At 40.7% G+C, this 16,630-nt stretch carries 15 protein-coding genes; 7 read left to right on the top strand and 8 right to left on the bottom strand.

The window, feature by feature from the left end; genetic code table 11:
* Window positions 1-19 precede the first annotated feature (19 nt).
* From rsmG to rpmH, 8 genes are all read right to left on the bottom strand, one after another.
* Window positions 20-733 (bottom strand): 16S rRNA (guanine(527)-N(7))-methyltransferase RsmG, encoded by a 714-nt coding sequence (rsmG, locus tag A374_RS07345; protein WP_007201569.1) that lies wholly within the window; start codon window positions 731-733, stop codon window positions 20-22.
* A gap of 16 nt (window positions 734-749) precedes the next feature.
* Entirely contained in the window at window positions 750-2,636 is a 1,887-nt protein-coding gene (mnmG, locus tag A374_RS07350) for a tRNA uridine-5-carboxymethylaminomethyl(34) synthesis enzyme MnmG (protein ID WP_007201570.1), read from the bottom strand.
* 18 nt (window positions 2,637-2,654) lie between these two features.
* The gene (gene mnmE, locus A374_RS07355; protein WP_007201571.1) at window positions 2,655-4,031 is read right to left on the bottom strand and encodes a tRNA uridine-5-carboxymethylaminomethyl(34) synthesis GTPase MnmE; all 1,377 of its coding nucleotides are present in this window, start codon (window positions 4,029-4,031) and stop codon (window positions 2,655-2,657) included.
* A 243-nt stretch (window positions 4,032-4,274) separates the two neighbouring features.
* Window positions 4,275-4,904 carry an RNA-binding cell elongation regulator Jag/EloR gene (gene jag, locus A374_RS07360; protein WP_007201572.1) on the bottom strand — a complete coding sequence of 210 codons (630 nt, stop codon included), beginning with the start codon at window positions 4,902-4,904 and terminating at the stop codon, window positions 4,275-4,277.
* Window positions 4,901-5,689, bottom strand: coding sequence for a YidC family membrane integrase SpoIIIJ (spoIIIJ, locus tag A374_RS07365; RefSeq protein WP_007201573.1), 789 nt, complete (start codon window positions 5,687-5,689; stop codon window positions 4,901-4,903). Before spoIIIJ ends, jag begins: the two co-directional genes overlap by 4 nt.
* 26 nt (window positions 5,690-5,715) lie before the next feature.
* The gene (gene yidD, locus A374_RS07370) at window positions 5,716-5,946 is read right to left on the bottom strand and encodes a membrane protein insertion efficiency factor YidD (protein WP_007201574.1); all 231 of its coding nucleotides are present in this window, start codon (window positions 5,944-5,946) and stop codon (window positions 5,716-5,718) included.
* Window positions 5,943-6,299, bottom strand: coding sequence for a ribonuclease P protein component (gene rnpA, locus A374_RS07375; protein WP_007201575.1), 357 nt, complete (start codon window positions 6,297-6,299; stop codon window positions 5,943-5,945). Before rnpA ends, yidD begins: the two co-directional genes overlap by 4 nt.
* 140 nt (window positions 6,300-6,439) lie before the next feature.
* Window positions 6,440-6,574 carry a 50S ribosomal protein L34 gene (rpmH, locus tag A374_RS07380; protein WP_007201576.1) on the bottom strand — a complete coding sequence of 45 codons (135 nt, stop codon included), beginning with the start codon at window positions 6,572-6,574 and terminating at the stop codon, window positions 6,440-6,442.
* A gap of 702 nt (window positions 6,575-7,276) precedes the next feature.
* Here rpmH and dnaA point away from each other — a divergent pair.
* The 7 genes from dnaA to gyrA all read left to right on the top strand — a co-directional run bounded on the left by dnaA (window position 7,277) and on the right by gyrA (window position 16,317).
* Window positions 7,277-8,632, top strand: coding sequence for a chromosomal replication initiator protein DnaA (dnaA, locus tag A374_RS07385; RefSeq protein ID WP_007201577.1), 1,356 nt, complete (start codon window positions 7,277-7,279; stop codon window positions 8,630-8,632).
* 203 nt (window positions 8,633-8,835) lie between these two features.
* On the top strand, window positions 8,836-9,978 hold the full coding sequence (gene dnaN, locus A374_RS07390; RefSeq protein WP_007201578.1) for a DNA polymerase III subunit beta: 1,143 nt from the start codon (window positions 8,836-8,838) through the stop codon (window positions 9,976-9,978).
* A gap of 141 nt (window positions 9,979-10,119) precedes the next feature.
* Window positions 10,120-10,332, top strand: a complete 213-nt coding sequence (gene yaaA / locus A374_RS07395) for a S4 domain-containing protein YaaA (RefSeq protein WP_007201579.1) — start codon at window positions 10,120-10,122, stop codon at window positions 10,330-10,332.
* Window positions 10,333-10,346: 14 nt separating this feature from the next.
* The gene (gene recF / locus A374_RS07400) at window positions 10,347-11,468 is read left to right on the top strand and encodes a DNA replication/repair protein RecF (RefSeq protein WP_007201580.1); all 1,122 of its coding nucleotides are present in this window, start codon (window positions 10,347-10,349) and stop codon (window positions 11,466-11,468) included.
* An 8-nt stretch (window positions 11,469-11,476) separates the two neighbouring features.
* On the top strand, window positions 11,477-11,746 hold the full coding sequence (remB, locus tag A374_RS07405) for an extracellular matrix regulator RemB (protein WP_007201581.1): 270 nt from the start codon (window positions 11,477-11,479) through the stop codon (window positions 11,744-11,746).
* Between the two features lie 52 nt (window positions 11,747-11,798).
* Window positions 11,799-13,721: a DNA topoisomerase (ATP-hydrolyzing) subunit B gene (gyrB, locus tag A374_RS07410; protein ID WP_007201582.1), complete on the top strand. Its 1,923-nt coding sequence runs from the start codon at window positions 11,799-11,801 to the stop codon at window positions 13,719-13,721.
* Between the two features lie 91 nt (window positions 13,722-13,812).
* The gene (gene gyrA, locus A374_RS07415; RefSeq protein ID WP_007201583.1) at window positions 13,813-16,317 is read left to right on the top strand and encodes a DNA gyrase subunit A; all 2,505 of its coding nucleotides are present in this window, start codon (window positions 13,813-13,815) and stop codon (window positions 16,315-16,317) included.
* Window positions 16,318-16,630 lie beyond the last annotated feature (313 nt).

Below are 16,630 nucleotides of genomic sequence, written 5' to 3' on the forward strand. Positions count from 1 at the left end.
AAACGACAGCAAATGCCACTTATAGTGGTGTTTTGTTCGGTGTTCCGGGTTTGCGTGGGTACTTTTTAGGTGTCGGTTTTTCCTTTGATAAGAGCACGATATGGCGATCGCTATTCTCTTCAGGAAGTTTAAACGAATGAACTTCTTTTACCTTTCCACCTAATAATGAAATGGCTTTTTCGCTATCCTTCATTTCATCTGGAAGCTGCGAACCTTTCATCGCTAAGAAGTGGCCACCCTTTTTCACTAATGGCAAACAGAGTTCACTTAATACAGACATACGTGCCACTGCACGCGCCATGACAAGATCATACGTTTCCCGAATTTCTGGACGCTTTGCAAAGGTTTCGGCACGGTCGTGATGAAGCGTAACGTCACGTAAGCCAAGCTGATCCGTTAGATGCTGTAAAAAGGTAATGCGCTTTTGCAAAGAGTCGCAAATGGACAGCTTTACATGTGGAAAACAGATTTTCAAAGGAATGCTAGGAAAACCCGCACCCGCTCCAACATCACAAATAGAAAGGTCTTGTGTAAAATCAAAATAAAAAGCGGCGCTAACTGAATCATAGAAGTGCTTTAAATACACTTCCTCTTGATTTGTAATAGCCGTTAAATTCATTTTTTCATTCCACTCTACGAGCAAATGAAAGTAATCTTCAAATTGCTGAAGCTGCACAGAAGAAAGGACAATGCCTTTCTCCTTGAGCGCTTCTGCAAAAGCCGTGATCTTCATATTCGTCCCCCTGACGTTACTGAGCGAGCTTCGCTAATTTTCCTTGCTCTAAATAGATAAGGAGAATGGAAATGTCCGCAGGATTTACTCCAGATACGCGGGATGCTTGGCCAACGGAAAGTGGACGCACTTCCAACAGCTTTTGTTTCGCTTCCGTTGCTAAGCCGTTAATCGCGTTATAATCCAAATCGATTGGCAACTTTTTATTTTCCATTTTTCTCATACGTTCTACTTGTGCTAGCTGTTTATCAATATACCCTGCATATTTCACTTGGATTTCTACTTGTTCTGCTACCACTTCATCAAGATTAGTTGGCGCTGGTACGATTTTCGCAATCACATCATACGTGATTTCCGGACGTTTCAAGAGGGTCGCAGCTGACATTGGTTCTTTTAGGGCCGAGCTATTCGCTTTTTCTAGCAACGCTTGAACCTCTTCGCTCGGTTTAATCGACACTTGCTCTAAGCGCTCGATTTCTGCCGTTACTTGGTCTTTCTTTTCTAAGAAGCGTTCATAGCGCTCTTGCGAAATTAACCCAATTTCATAGCCTTTTTCCGTTAAGCGTAGATCTGCATTATCGTGACGAAGCAATAGACGATATTCAGCACGAGAAGTTAACAAACGATACGGTTCATTCGTTCCTTTCGTAATTAAATCATCGATAAGAACACCAATATACGCTTCGGAACGATCGAGAATCAACGGATCTTTTCCTTGAACTTTTAAGGCTGCATTAATACCGGCCATCACACCTTGACCCGCTGCTTCTTCATACCCACTCGTTCCGTTTAGCTGTCCTGCTGTAAATAAGCCATCCACACGCTTTGTTTCAAGCGATGGCCATAGCTGTGTCGGCACGATTGCATCATATTCGATTGCGTAGCCTGCACGCATAAGTTCGGCTTTCTCTAAACCAGGAATGCTGGCGAGTATTTTCCGTTGAACATCTTCTGGCAAGCTTGTAGAAAGACCTTGTACGTATACTTCTTCTGTCGAACGTCCTTCTGGCTCTAAGAAAATTTGATGACGCGGCTTATCATTAAAGCGCACAATTTTATCTTCAATCGATGGACAATAGCGTGGTCCCGTTCCTTCAATCATGCCCGAGTACATCGGCGAACGATGTAGATTTCCGTTAATAAGCTCATGTGTTTCTGGGCTTGTATACGTTAACCAGCATGGCAATTGCTCGGTAATATACGACGTCGTTTCATATGAAAATGCACGTGGTACATCATCGCCTGGTTGAATTTCTGTTACAGAATAATCAATGGTTTTGCTATTAACACGCGGTGGTGTTCCTGTTTTAAAGCGCACCATTTCAAAGCCAAGCTCCTGCAAATGGTAGGATAAGTTAACCGACGGTTGCATATTGTTCGGACCACTTTCATAAGAAAGTTCGCCTAAAATAATTTTTCCACGTAAATACGTACCTGTTGTTAGAACGACCGCATTGGCTTTATATTCTGCACCTGTTTGCGTCACAACACCTCGACATTTACCATCTTCCATTAGTAAACGCTCTGCCATTCCTTGGCGAAGTGTGAGGTTTGGTGTATTTTCCATCGTCCGTTTCATTTCATTTTGGTACTGATATTTATCTGCTTGCGCACGCAAGGCGCGCACAGCAGGTCCCTTACCTGTATTCAGCATACGCATTTGAATGTGCGTTTTATCAATGTTGCGTCCCATTTCACCGCCTAGTGCATCCACTTCCCGTACAACGATTCCTTTGGCAGGACCGCCGACAGATGGATTACACGGCATATACGCAATGGTATCTAAATTTAAGGTTAAACAAAGCGTTTTGGCTCCCATTCGTGCCGAAGCTAGCGCTGCTTCTACACCGGCATGGCCTGCCCCAACGACAATCACGTCAAATTGGCCTGCTTCATATCCCATGATAACTTCCTCCTTCTCCTATTTTCCTAAACAAAATTGTGAAAAGAGCTGATCAATTAAACTTTCAGAAACGGTGTCACCCACAATTTCTCCAAGGATTTCCCATGCTCTCGTTATATCAATTTGAATCATATCAATCGGTAAGCTTGCCTCAATGCCATGCAACGCTTCTTCAATGGATCCTGACGCTTGTTGTAATAGCGCAATATGACGAGAATTGGATACATACGTCATATCTTGTGCTTCCATCCCACCTGCAAAAAACAGCTTGGCAATTCCTTCTTCTAAACGATCGACACCTTCTTCTTGCAACAATGAAACCGTAATAATCGGGTGATTATCACTCAATTGTTGGAGCCGATCGCGATCAATGTGTGACTCTAAATCCGTTTTATTAATAATAATAATGGCATTAAGCCCTTTAACGGCAGCCAATAAATTCTCATCTTCTTGCGTAAGACGTTCATTATTATTGAGAACGAGTAAGATCAAATCCGCTTCTTTTAATACTTTTCGTGACTTCTCGACACCGATGCGTTCGACAATATCTTCTGTTTCTCGTATACCTGCTGTATCTACGAGCCGTAGCGGTACGCCTCGAACATTGACATATTCTTCGATGACATCGCGCGTCGTTCCAGCAACATCTGTAACAATTGCTTTATTTTCCTGCACGAGGGCATTCATTAGCGATGACTTTCCAACATTCGGTCGGCCGATAATCGCCGTTGATAATCCTTCACGCAAAATTTTTCCTTGCTGCGCAGTTGTTAACAATGTTGCCACTTCATTTTTCACTTCATGAAGCTTTTCTTGCAAGAGTTGATGTGTCATTTCTTCGGCATCATACTCAGGATAATCAATATTTACTTCTACATGGGCAATGGTTTCTAGCAACGTTTGGCGCAGAGAGCTGACGAGCTTCGACAAACGTCCTTCCATTTGATTCAACGCGACATTCATTGCGCGATCTGTTTTTGCACGAATTAGATCCATCACTGCTTCTGCTTGTGATAAATCAATGCGTCCATTTAAGAATGCGCGTTTCGTAAATTCCCCAGGTTCGGCCAAACGAGCTCCTTCACGTAAGACGAGCTGTAGCACCCGATTCACCGAGACAAGTCCACCGTGACAATTGATTTCTACAACATCTTCTCGTGTAAACGTACGCGGTGCTCTCATGACTGACATCATTACTTCCTCTACTGCTTCATCAGTCGCAGGATCCATGAGCTTTCCGTAGTGAATCGTATGAGTTGTCACATCACAAAGAGATTGCTTCCCCTTATATATGGAATCAGCAATCGTCACAGCTTGTTCACCACTCAGTCGAACGATGGCAATAGCTCCTTCACCCATCGGTGTTGAGATCGCTGCAATTGTATCGTATTCCATTGATTTCACCTCTCTTTAGTCCATCCATGTTGCATTATCTATGTGTATTATTTCCTTTACTTGCATTTCTAACGTTCCACAGTGGATAACTTCATAAAAAAAGAAGACATAATTATCCACAATACCTTTTAGTTTAACTCATTCGCTCCCTAAAACGCAATGAGAAAACTTGGGCTACGTGTCGCTTCTTTGCCATAAAAAAAGTCACTCATCATAATGATCAGTGACTTTTAAAAAAACCTATTAGTTTTTTATTCGTTTCGGTCGTATCAATACTTTACGAAAAGGCTCTACGCCTTCTGACGTCGTTTCAATGCGCTGATTCGTTCGAAGTGCCAAATGAATGATTTTCCGTTCATTGGACGGCATCGGTTCTAGCGCAACCGCTTTTAACGTCGCCGCTACTTTTTGAGCGGTATGAAGCGCCAGTCTTTCTAACGATTCCTGACGACGCTGCCGATAATTTTCAGCATCAAGTGAAATGCGCACGTAATGATCGCTATATTGATTGACCGCTAAATTCGTTAAGTATTGTAACGCATTAAGCGTTTGTCCTCTTTTGCCGATGAGAATGGCAATTTTCTCGCCCGCTAGCTGTAAGGCTATATCCTCGGATGATTCTTGAAGTGAAATGGTAACAGGTACACCCATTTGCTCGGTGACCTCTTGTAAAAAAGCAATCGCGTATGCGACTGGATCCTTTTCTTTAAGAGAAACTGCTACGGTTGCTTGTTTCCCACCAAAGCCAAAAAATCCACGTTTCGCCTCTTCTAGAACATGTATCTCTACTTCTTCTCTTGAAGCTTGAAGTTCAATCAGTGCTGCCGAAACTGCTTCTTCTACTGTTTTTCCCGTTACCGTTGTTTGTTTCACTTTTTAGCGCCCCTATCCAAAGCTTTATCTCCTTTTTTTGGAGTGGAAATGAAATAGGTTTGAACCATCATGAAAATGTTACCGACTACCCAATAAAGAGAAAGGGCAGCTGGGAAGTTAATCGCGAATACGATAATCATGATTGGCATAATGTACATCATGATTTTCATTTGCGGATTCGGGTTTTCCATATTCCCCATCATAATACGTTGCTGTAAGAAGGTCGTTAAACCGGCAACGAGCGGAAGAATATATAAAGGATCAGCATGTCCTAAGTTAAACCATAGGAATTCTTGTTGCTTAATCGCAGCTGTTCGTACAATCGCTTGATAGAAACCAAGTAAGATTGGCATTTGAATAATAAGTGGTAAACAACCCGCTAACGGATTAGCTCCACTCTTTTTAAAGAGCTCCATCGTTTCTTGTTGAAGCTTTTGTTGTGTCGTTGCATCTTTAGAACTATATTTCTCTTTAAGCTTTTGCATTTCTGGTTGAATCGCTTGCATCGCTTTTTGACTACGTGTTGATTGAATCATGAGCGGTAGCAAAATGAGACGAATAACAATTGTTGTAATAACAATACTTAAGCCATAACCGTAACCTGTTCCACCAGCGCCAAAAAATTGAGCGACTTCTGTTAATACCCAAGAAAGTGGATACACGAAATAACGATCCCAAAAACCGTCGCTATTTGCAGTAATAGGCGTTTGCGTAGAGCTACAGCCTGATAATACTACCATCAAACCGATTAAACCGATGAGTATGAATAATTTCTTATTTCGCACGCTTATCCTCCTTACAGAGATGTTGATTATTTATGGCGATCCTTTTTTTCCGGAACAGGATCATAGCCTCCTGGATGAAAAGGATGACATTTCAAAATTCGCCGTACGGTTAACCATAGGCCTTTCAATGCTCCGAATCGTTGAATCGCTTCCAATCCGTAATGCGAACAAGTCGGATGAAACCGACAAGTAGGCGGGGTCATTGGCGAAATACCTTTTTGATAGAACCGAATGACCGCAATGAGCAGCTTTTTCATGAGCGTTTGCCCTTGGACTGTCTCATAGCACCTGCTCGCTGTAACACATGAAGTAAACTTTTCTCCATTTGGAAGAAGTCCATGCTTGCTGTTGGATTTCTTGCAATGATGACATATTCTTGATGCGCAATGTCTGCTTCATGCTTTCGGAAAATTTCCTTAATGACACGCTTAATGCGATTTCTTGTTACCGCATTTCCAACACGCTTGCTAACAGACAGCCCCAGTCGAGCTTGCTGCTGTTCGGCCTTCAACAGTGTATACACTACAAATTGGCGATTCGCAGATGATTTTCCTCTTTTAAACACTTCTTGAAATTCTTCATTTTTTTTAATGCGTTTTTGTTTTTCCATGGGGTAACACTCCACCTGGATTAAAGATCCCGACCATCATTTATTGTTAACTGCTTTTTAGTATCGGTCATTTAATACCATTTCAAACTTTTCTAAGAAAGCAGGTTCATATCAGAAAAAAGACCACTGATGTCAGTGGCCTATGCAGATAATACTTTTCTTCCTTTTTGACGGCGACGAGCTAGAACCTTGCGGCCGTTCTTAGTTGCCATACGAGCACGAAAACCGTGAACTTTTTTACGTTTGCGGTTGTTAGGCTGGAACGTAGGTTTCATTATATATACACCTCCCTGAGGATCTCTTAAAAAAGACAGTCTAAGTAAGTATAATAACGACTTATGATTTTTGTCAAGTTCTCCTGAAAAAAAACCATTGGGCTGCGTTTCACATTCTCTTACACAACAGGTGAAAAAACGACTGTGGATATGTTTTTTCGTGACTTTTAGATTATCCACAACATTTATCGACAAGTTTTACACAAAATCTAGTGCTGTGGACAACAGTTCCACACAAGGTGTAGAAGTTGTGGATAAGTACGAAAAACCCATTGCAATCATGGGGTATTTTTGATATGCTAGTTGTGTTTTAACTCGTTAATAACTTCTTTTGACAAAATACTATCCACAGCATGTGGATAAAGTTGTGGACAGTATTTCTATGCTGTGAATATGTTTGTCCACAGCGCTTGTATAATGTGTGAATGACTGCTTTTCTACTATATTAATAGATCGGCACGTTTTATGTGGACAGTATAATTATTCATTGTCGCGCTTTGTGTTGTACATACGTTGTACAATGATGATGTTTGATCGTAAAAAACGTGCAATATATACGTAAACCTCAAGATTCTTTCTCAATTTCTATACGGCACCTCTTTCATCGCAATTGTTTTTTTCTTGTGGTGCCTGTGAAAATCTTGAGGTTTCTTTGCCCGCTTAAAAGCACAAATTAATGAAATGATGTAGGAGGGACAATTGGTGGAGAATATTAACGACCTTTGGAACAAAGCGCTTGCTGCCATAGAGAAAAAGGTCAGCAAACCTAGCTTTGAGACATGGTTAAAATCCACGGTCGCACATGCTTTGCAAAAAGATACATTAATCATAACGGCTCCTAATGAGTTCGCTAGAGATTGGCTAGAATCACACTATTCCCCGCTAATTTCGGAAACGTTACTTGATGTAACCGGTGCTGCCTTAGATGTAAAGTTTATAATTCCTCAGCATCAAATTGAGGAAGAAGTTGATTTAGATAAAGTATTAAAAGCCTCGCAAAAGGCAAACAGTGAGCAACAAGAAGAAGTCATTAGTCAAAGCATGCTTAATCCGAAATATACATTTGATCGTTTTGTTATTGGATCAGGCAATCGCTTTGCGCATGCCGCTTCACTTGCCGTTGCCGAAGCACCTGCGAAAGCATACAATCCATTATTTATATATGGAGGCGTAGGTTTAGGGAAAACACACTTAATGCACGCGATTGGTCATTATGTCATTGATCATAAACCGAATGCTAAAGTGGTCTACTTATCATCTGAAAAGTTTACGAATGAATTTATCAATTCCATTCGTGATAATAAAACCGTTGAGTTTCGCAACAAATTTCGCAGTGTCGATGTATTGCTTATAGATGATATTCAATTTTTAGCAGGAAAAGAACAAACACAAGAAGAGTTTTTCCATACATTCAATGCGCTTCATGAAGAAAGCAAACAAATTGTTATTTCAAGTGATCGGCCACCGAAGGAAATTCCAACGTTAGAAGATCGCCTTCGTTCCCGTTTTGAATGGGGATTAATAACGGATATTACACCACCAGACCTGGAAACACGCATTGCCATCTTGCGTAAAAAAGCGAAAGCAGAAGGCCTTGATATTCCTAATGAAGTGATGCTTTATATCGCCAATCAAATCGATACGAATATTCGCGAGCTTGAAGGAGCCCTTATTCGTGTTGTTGCCTACTCGTCGCTTATTAATCAAGATATGAATGCGGATCTTGCTGCCGAAGCTTTAAAGGATATTATTCCATCCTCTAAGCCACGCACGATTACAATTCATCATATTCAAGAAGTCGTAGGTCGACATTACAATGTGAAGCTTGAAGATTTCACAGCCAAAAAACGTACAAAATCTGTCGCTTTTCCTCGACAAATTGCTATGTATTTAGCTCGTGAACTTACCGATAACTCTTTGCCGAAAATTGGCGAAGAATTTGGTGGTCGTGATCATACGACCGTGCTTCATGCTCATGAGAAGATTTCAAATTTGATGATTTCTGATCAACAATTACAAAAAAACATGAAAGAAATACACGATCAATTAAAGTCATAGTCGCTGCATGCCATTTTTCCCTGTGAATAGTGTGCATAACATCATCGCATTTATACACAGTCTGTCCACATGTGGATAGGCTGTTGTTACTTTACTTTTTGCAGTTATCCACAGATTCACAGGCCCTATTACTACTACGACTACTTTTTTTTAAAAAAATAATATATAACCATTCATTAAAAAAATAGATTTAGGGGGACGTTATGAAATTCCAAATTAACCGCAGTCATTTGCTCGAAGGCGTTCAAGACGTAATGAAAGCTGTATCTTCTCGAACAACCATTCCGATCCTAACCGGTATCAAAATGGAAGTTCATAGTGAGGGTATGGTGTTAACAGGAAGTGATAACGATATTTCGATTGAACGTCACATTCCAATCGAAGAAGCAGGGAATGTTAATATTGAAGTAGCACAACCAGGTAAAATTGTGCTTTCTGCTCGTTATTTCTCTGATATCGTTCGTAAGCTTCCAGGAGAAACAGTGGAAATTGAAGTAGGCGAACGTTTCGAGACAACGTTACGCTCAGGCGCTTCCGAATTTAACTTAATTGGACTAGATCCTGAAGAATATCCACGATTACCACAAGTAGAAGAAAAAGAAGTACTTATGATTCAAGGTGATTTACTTCGACAAATGATTCGTCAAACTGTTTTTGCCGTTTCAACGACAGAAACTCGCCCGATTCTTACTGGGGTAAATATGAAACTGGAAGAAGGCGTTTTAACGTTTGTTTCAACAGATAGCCATCGCTTGGCAAAGCGCATTGCCTCTATTGACAACAGCACAGAAGGTCTTGCCTTCCAAAATGTCGTTATTCCTGGAAAAAGCTTGAATGAGCTTTCGAAAATTGTCGAAGAATCAAGCGAGCTTGTTCATATTGTTGTCACGAACAACCAAGTATTATTTAAAACGAAAAATACCTTATTTTTCTCACGTCTTTTAGATGGCAATTATCCAGATACATCGAAACTCGTACCATCAGAAAGTAAAACAACGCTTGTTTTATCGACAAAAGAGTTTTTACAAGCCATCGATCGTGCCTCGCTTCTAGCGAAAGAAGGAAAAAATAATGTTGTTAAGTTAGCAACCATCGATGAAACGAATATTCAAATTTCATCAAATTCCCCGGAAGTCGGGAAAGTATTTGAAAATGTAACAACACAGTCTATGCAAGGAGAAGAATTAAAAATCTCCTTTAATGCGAAATATATGATTGATGCTCTAAAAGCAATGGATTGTTCGGATATCGAGATTTGGTTTACAGGGGCTATGCGTCCATTTTTAATCCGTCCAACGGAAGGTGAAACAGTTACTCAACTGATCGTTCCTGTTCGAACGTATTAATTTAAGAACAAAGCTTGAAAAGACCGGTGGACTTAGTTCCCCGGTCTTTATTCACACTAGGAGTTATCCACTGTGTATAACTTTGCATCAGTAGGATTTATCCACAAACAAATTATGGTTACAAGCTAAAGGAGAATGAACATGGAAAAGGTACAAATTTCAACAGACTATATTACATTGCAACAGCTTTTAAAACACGTAGATGCCATTAGTAGCGGGGGAATGGTAAAATGGTATTTACAAGAGCATGTAGTGCTCGTTAATCAAGAACACGAAACACGTCGTGGAAGAAAGCTATATGAAGGCGATGTCATCACCATTAAAGAATTAGGTGAATTTATCGTTGCCAAATAACTGGGGGTATCCCGTTGTACATTGAAGAATTAAGCATAAAGAATTACCGCAATTACGAAACGACGAATGTGACGTTTGAAAATAAAGTAAATGTTTTTTTAGGTGAAAACGCGCAAGGAAAAACAAACATCATGGAAGCGATCTACGTGTTAGCGCTTGCGAAATCGCATCGAACACCGCGCGATAAAGAATTAATCTATTGGGACAAAGAATATGCTAAAATAGAAGGAAGGGTTCATAAAAAGAATGGACCAATCCGTTTAAACCTTGTTATTTCTGGCAAGGGAAAAAAAGCAAAAGTTAACAGCCTTGAGCAGCGAAGGCTTACAGACTATATAGGCGCATTAAATGTCGTCATGTTTGCACCTGAGGATTTGAATCTTGTGAAAGGGAGTCCACAGGTGCGACGTCGTTTTATTGACATGGAGATTGGACAAGTCAATCCCGTCTATCTTCATTATTTATCGCAATATCAAAAGATTCTCGCTCAGCGTAATTCATTGTTACGCACGATGCAACGAAGCCGTTCGGAAGAACAACGCGTCATGCTGGATATTTTAACAGAGCAAATGATTGAGTCAGCCGCTCGGGTTACCGAGAAGCGGCATAGCTATATGAAGTTGCTGCAGCAATGGGCTGAGCCAGTTCATCACGGCATTAGTCGAGGCTTAGAAAAACTAGAAGTAATATATAAGCCAACAATTGACGTATGCGAAGAGCAAGAGTTGTCGAAAATGATAGAAGCGTATAAAGAAAAGTTTGTTAAAATGAAAGATAGAGAAATCGAACGCGGGACGAGCATGTTTGGGCCACATCGAGATGATCTTCTCTTTTTCGTGAATGGTCGGGACGTACAAACGTATGGCTCTCAAGGACAGCAACGAACAACAGCGCTATCTGTTAAATTAGCTGAAATTGATCTTATTCACGCTGAGGTAGGAGAATATCCGATACTACTTCTAGATGATGTCTTATCCGAGTTAGATGATTATCGTCAATCTCATCTTTTAAACACCATTCAAGGCAAAGTGCAAACGTTCGTGACAACGACGAGCGTTGAGGGCATTCATCACGAAACATTAGAAAAAGCTGCAACGTACCAAGTCGCAAACGGTACGATTGAACGATTAAGGTGAGGTGAACTATGTTACTTCATATTGGTGAAGATGCCGTTATTCAACAAAAAGAAATTATCGCCATTCTGGATTATCAAGCAATGGAAGACTCGGATTGCTTGCCTGCCTTTTTACAAAAGCATAAAGCAGAAAAAAGCCTCGTTCAATTGAGTGAGCTTCATCCAAAGTCACTCATCATCACGAAGAAACATGTTTACATCTCTCCCTTATCGTCCATGACTCTCAAAAAACGGGCAGAAGAGCGTGTTGATTTTGCTCATAGCTGGTATTTAAAATAAACGAGCTTTACAAGAATAGGATCTAAAAGCCGAAGTGTAGGTGAAGAATACAATGTCAACTGACCAACAAGTAGAACAACATTATGATGAAAGTGATATTCAGGTCCTCGAAGGACTAGAAGCCGTACGAAAACGCCCCGGGATGTATATTGGTGCTACCAATGTAAAAGGACTTCATCATCTCGTCTGGGAAATTGTCGATAATTCCATCGATGAAGCGCTCGCTGGATATTGTGATGAAATAACCGTAACGGTTGAAAAAGATAATAGCATTACCGTTACTGATAACGGCCGTGGTATTCCTGTCGGTATTCATGAAAAAATGGGACGTCCGGCTGTCGAAGTTATTATGACTGTGCTTCATGCCGGCGGTAAGTTTGGCGGTGGCGGCTACAAAGTATCAGGTGGTCTTCATGGTGTAGGGGCATCGGTTGTAAACGCACTTTCCAGTGAAATGGACGTAACCGTTTATCGTGATGGCCACATTCACCATCAGAAATATCATCGCGGTGTACCAGTAAGTGATTTAGAAGTAATCGGTGAAACGACAGAACGTGGAACGAAAATCCACTTTGTACCGGACACTGAAATCTTTACTGAAACGACTGAATATGACTTCGCTACACTTTCACAGCGGATTCGTGAGCTTGCCTATTTGAACCGTGGCATTAAGATTTGTGCGGTGGATCAACGTGAAGAAAACCCTACAAAGCAAGAGTTTCATTATGAGGGTGGTATTAAATCGTATGTAGAGCACATTAATCGTTCGCGTGAAGTGCTTCACGAACCGATTTTTATTGAAGGAGAAAAAGAAGGCATTTCTCTTGAAATCGCCCTTCAATACAATGATAGCTATACGAGCAATATCTACTCGTTTGCCAATAACATTAGTACACATGAAGGTGGAACGCATGAATCAGGATTTAAAACCGCTTTAACACGTGTAATTAATGATTATGGCCGCAAAAACAATTACTTCAAAGGCAGTGACACGAACTTAACCGGTGATGATGTTCGCGAAGGATTAACGGCCATTATCTCGATTAAGCATCCGGATCCGCAGTTTGAGGGACAAACAAAAACGAAGCTTGGTAACTCAGAAGCTCGTACGATTACAGAATCACTATTTTCAGAACACTTCTCATCCTTCATGCTTGAAAACCCAGACGTAGCTAAGCGTGTCCTTGAAAAAGGCATGATGGCGTTACGCGCGCGGGTTGCAGCGAAGAAAGCGCGTGAATTTACCCGTCGTAAAAGCGCCCTAGAAGTGTCCTCCTTACCAGGTAAGTTAGCGGATTGTTCGTCAAAAGATGCAAGCGTCTCAGAGCTTTACATCGTTGAGGGTGACTCCGCTGGTGGTTCCGCTAAGCAAGGACGAGATCGTCATTTCCAAGCGATTTTGCCACTGCGCGGTAAGATTATTAACGTAGAGAAAGCACGTCTTGATAAAATACTATCCAACAATGAAATACGTGCCATTATTACAGCGCTTGGAACAGGTATTGGTGAAGACTTCGATATCTCCAAAGCACGCTATCACAAAGTCATTATTATGACAGATGCTGATGTTGATGGTGCGCACATTCGTACCTTGTTATTAACCTTTTTCTATCGCTATATGCGACCAATTATCGAACATGGCTATGTTTATATTGCGCAACCACCACTTTATAAAGTGCAACAAGGAAAGCGCATTGAATATGCGTACGATGATAAAGAAATGGATCGTATTATGAAAGAGCTTCCTCAGCAACCAAAACCAGGTGTACAACGCTACAAAGGTCTTGGAGAGATGAACCCTACCCAGCTGTGGGAAACGACAATGGACCCACAAACGCGCACATTGCTGCAAGTTGAGTTAAAAGATGCAATGGATGCCGATGAAACATTTGAAATATTAATGGGGGACAAGGTAGAGCCGCGTCGTGATTTCATTCAGGAACATGCGCAATACGTAGAAAACCTAGACATATAACTTGAAGTGAAACAGGGCATCTCCCTGTTTCTCTTCCCGTTATAAGCGGTTGTTTAATCATGAATTATGCACTAAATGGAGGTTAGAACGAATGTCTGAAGCAGATCAACCCCGCGTGAAGGAAGTTAATATAAGTAGTGAAATGCGTAAATCCTTTATGGATTATGCGATGAGCGTTATCGTAAGCCGTGCGCTTCCCGACGTACGCGATGGCTTAAAACCGGTTCATCGCCGAATACTCTATGCAATGAACGACCTTGGAATTACAGCAGATAAAGCCTATAAAAAATCAGCCCGGATTGTAGGGGACGTTATTGGTAAGTACCATCCGCACGGTGACTCTGCTGTATATGAAACGATGGTTCGTATGGCACAAGACTTTAACTATCGCCATATGCTCGTCGATGGACATGGAAACTTTGGATCGGTTGATGGTGACGCGGCAGCTGCTATGCGTTATACAGAAGCAAGAATGTCTAAAATCGCCATGGAAATGGTACGTGACATTAATAAAGATACAATTGATTATAAGGCGAACTATGATGGTTCTGAACAGGAACCTGCGGTTATGCCGGCTCGTTTTCCAAACCTTCTTGTTAATGGTACATCAGGAATTGCTGTTGGTATGGCAACGAACATTCCTCCTCACCATTTAGGAGAAGTCATTGACGGCATTTTGGCATTAAGTACAAATCCAGACATTACTATTCCTGAATTAATGGAATATATTCCTGGACCAGACTTCCCAACAGCTGGGGAAATTCTAGGCCGTGAAGGAATTCGTAAAGCATATCAAACAGGTAAAGGTTCCATTGTCATTCGAGCAAAGGCTGAAATTGAAGAGATGGCGAACGGCAAGAATATGATTCTTGTGACAGAACTTCCGTATCAAGTGAATAAAGCGCGTCTCATCGAAAAAATTGCAGAGCTTGTTCGTGATAAAAAGATTGATGGTATTACGGACTTACGTGATGAATCCGATCGTAATGGTATGCGTATTGTTATTGAAGTTCGACGTGATGCGAACCCGAATGTTCTATTAAACAATCTCTATAAACAAACAGCGTTACAAACAAGCTTTGGAATCAACATGCTAGCGCTTGTCGATGGACAGCCTAAAGTATTAAATTTAAAAGAATGCTTGTACTACTATTTAAAACATCAACAAGTGGTCATTCGTCGCAGAACAGAATTTGATCTTCGAAAAGCAGAAGCACGAGCCCACATTCTTGAAGGATTGCGCATTGCCCTTGATCATTTAGACCAAGTAATTGCTCTCATTCGTGCTTCACAAACAACAGATATCGCGCGTGAAGGATTAATGACACAGTTCGAACTAAGCTATGAACAAGCACAAGCAATTCTTGAAATGAGATTGCAGCGTTTAACTGGTTTGGAACGCGATAAAATCGAAAAAGAATATAGTGAGCTCGTAGCATTCATTGATGAACTGAAAGCAATTCTTGCTGATGAAGAGAAGATTCTAGAAATTATTCGAGAAGAGCTAAATGAAATTAAAGAGCGTTTCGCGGATGACCGCCGTACGAATATTACGGTTGGTTTTGATATGATTGAAGATGAAGACTTAATTCCACGTACAAATATCGTCATTACGTTAACAAATAAAGGGTATATTAAGCGACTACCAATCTCTACGTATCGATCACAACGACGTGGAGGCCGTGGCGTTCAAGGGATGGGAACGTCAGAGGATGATTTTGTTGAGCATCTCTTTACAACCGTTTCTCATAATACGATTCTATTCTTCACGAACAAAGGGAAAGTGTATCGTTTAAAAGGGTATGAAATCCCAGAGATGAGTCGTACGGCAAAAGGAATCCCAATTGTTAATATGCTTCAAGTAGAACGAGGCGAAACAATTTCAGCTGTTATCCCGGTTGAAGACTTTAATGATGATTGGTATCTAAATTTCATGACGAAACATGGTATTACGAAACGTTCTCCACTTTCACAGTTTGCAAATATCCGTAAAGGCGGTCTCTTTGCGATTACACTTCGCGATGAAGATGAACTTATGGGTGTGAAGTTAACGAATGGTGAGAAGGACATTATCGTTGGTACGAATAACGGAATGGCGATTCGCTACCGTGAGAGCGATGTTCGTTCAATGGGAAGAACAGCAGCTGGTGTAAAAGCCATTACACTAGGAGAGAATGATTGTGTTATTGGTATGGAAGTATTAGATGAGACACAAGAAGTATTGATTGTTACAGATAAAGGCTTCGGAAAACGAACGCCTATGGAAGACTATCGACTTCAGTCGCGAGGCGGTAAAGGAATTAAGACATGCAATATTACAGATCGTAACGGTCAAATTATTGCGTTGAAAACCGTCACAGCAGAAGAAGACTTAATGATCATCACAGCGGATGGTATTCTTATTCGTATGAACATCGATGGCATTTCATCAATGGGGCGTAACACACAAGGTGTTAAGCTAATTTCTATGAATGAAGGAAATCATGTAGCGACTGTTGCTGTTGTCGAAAAAGAGGACGAAACCGACGAAGATTTTGATTCAATCGACGAAAGCGAAGAAACAGAAGAAACAAAAGAAGAGACAACTGAAGAATAATAATAGAAGAGAGGGAGCATTTTCCCTCTCTTTTTCATTTATATAGGAAGTAAAAAGAGCCTGAAGAAAAGCATGATCCAAGGACTTACGAGCAAACTACTACTAGATTCGTATGATTTATGGAAAATTGTATAATCATAAGCGGCACTGTATATAGGTAAATGTTTGATATAAAGAACAAATTCATACTATATATAGAGTTTTTGCTGCTGTAGCAGTGAAAAATAATCTATCATTATAAAAAAACTTCGTAAAAACTATTGCTTTATATTCGATAGGATGGTATATTTATTGAGCTGCTTCGTTAGCTTGT

Origin of the sequence: Fictibacillus macauensis ZFHKF-1 (assembly GCF_000269865.1) — a bacterium.
Taxonomy (GTDB): domain Bacteria; phylum Bacillota; class Bacilli; order Bacillales; family Fictibacillaceae; genus Fictibacillus_C; species Fictibacillus_C macauensis.

Excerpts from the sequence above, each read along its gene's own strand:
- mnmE (WP_007201571.1), bottom strand. The coding sequence starts at position 4,031 with ATGGAATACGATACAATTGCAGCGATCTCAACACCGATGGGTGAAGGA.
- remB (WP_007201581.1), top strand. The coding sequence starts at position 11,477 with ATGTTACTTCATATTGGTGAAGATGCCGTTATTCAACAAAAAGAAATT.
- gyrB (WP_007201582.1), top strand. The coding sequence starts at position 11,799 with ATGTCAACTGACCAACAAGTAGAACAACATTATGATGAAAGTGATATT.
- yidD (WP_007201574.1), bottom strand. The coding sequence starts at position 5,946 with ATGAAAAAGCTGCTCATTGCGGTCATTCGGTTCTATCAAAAAGGTATT.
- mnmG (WP_007201570.1), bottom strand. The coding sequence starts at position 2,636 with ATGGGATATGAAGCAGGCCAATTTGACGTGATTGTCGTTGGGGCAGGC.
- rpmH (WP_007201576.1), bottom strand. The coding sequence starts at position 6,574 with ATGAAACCTACGTTCCAGCCTAACAACCGCAAACGTAAAAAAGTTCAC.
- rsmG (WP_007201569.1), bottom strand. The coding sequence starts at position 733 with ATGAAGATCACGGCTTTTGCAGAAGCGCTCAAGGAGAAAGGCATTGTC.
- dnaN (WP_007201578.1), top strand. The coding sequence starts at position 8,836 with ATGAAATTCCAAATTAACCGCAGTCATTTGCTCGAAGGCGTTCAAGAC.
- rnpA (WP_007201575.1), bottom strand. The coding sequence starts at position 6,299 with ATGGAAAAACAAAAACGCATTAAAAAAAATGAAGAATTTCAAGAAGTG.
- gyrA (WP_007201583.1), top strand. The coding sequence starts at position 13,813 with ATGTCTGAAGCAGATCAACCCCGCGTGAAGGAAGTTAATATAAGTAGT.
- yaaA (WP_007201579.1), top strand. The coding sequence starts at position 10,120 with ATGGAAAAGGTACAAATTTCAACAGACTATATTACATTGCAACAGCTT.